At 42.5% G+C, this 835-nt stretch carries 1 protein-coding gene and 1 pseudogene; both read right to left on the reverse strand.

The features are described 5' to 3' along the window. On the reverse strand, positions 1-320 hold a 320-nt coding region (locus R7Q48_RS26080; protein ID WP_318133089.1), incomplete at its 3' end, for a GNAT family N-acetyltransferase. Positions 321-505: 185 nt separating this feature from the next. Further along, a pseudogene (locus R7Q48_RS26085) lies at positions 506-835 on the reverse strand (restriction endonuclease); the annotation flags it as partial.

An 835-nucleotide genomic window follows, 5' to 3' on the forward strand; every position in this document is an offset into this window, starting at 1 on the left:
AAACGTTGTATCCCCTGATGTTTCGCTTGCTCAATCACGTGATTGAGTAAGCGGGATGCCACGCCCTGTTTTCTCGCCGACGGCGTCGTACGCATCGATTTCAACTCTGCGTGACCATCTTCTAGTTGGCTCATTGCCACACATCCCAATAGCTGCTCACCATCCCACCCCGTCCAAAACGTGATTGAAGGCAGCTTCAACTTGCTTACATCTAACGCATGCACGCTCTCTGGTGGCGATGTAGCGTACATGTCCTGCAAATGCTCTTCCAACAACGCAAGCACCTGCGGCCGTTCTAAATCGTCGATTTCAATTCTCATATTTCCATCCTTGGTGTTTTTACTATCCAAGTCACCTTAACTATATGTTTTAAAGTTAAATGTCCATCCAAACCTCAAAGATACCTAGGTTTGCACGAAACTAAGATGATTGAATAATAAAAAAGCCCCAACACAAACATCAGAAAAATCATGTGTTGGAGCTTCATTTGCATTTCTATGTAAGTCTATTCGTAAAGTGCTGGCGTACTTTGTAATTGCTCACTAAATTTGAAAATATCATCAATCGAGTCGATTGGATGACGGGTTTCTGTTTTAGCTTCATCAAAGAGGCCAATGTACTTTTGTTTGGTATTGAACCAAAGGCGACATAATGGCTTCCTATTGTTGTCATCAAGCAGGATACCAAAATAACTTTGCGTATCACGGGCACACACTCGCTGTACATCAACTTGTTGTCGCAATATCGCTTTAACGACATTAAAACCCTCGATCTCTTCATCTGTCGTTTGAACTTTGGGTTTATCTTGAACGGGTTCAACAGATTCTTCAAAGGT

It is taken from the genome of Vibrio sp. 378 (assembly GCF_033339435.1).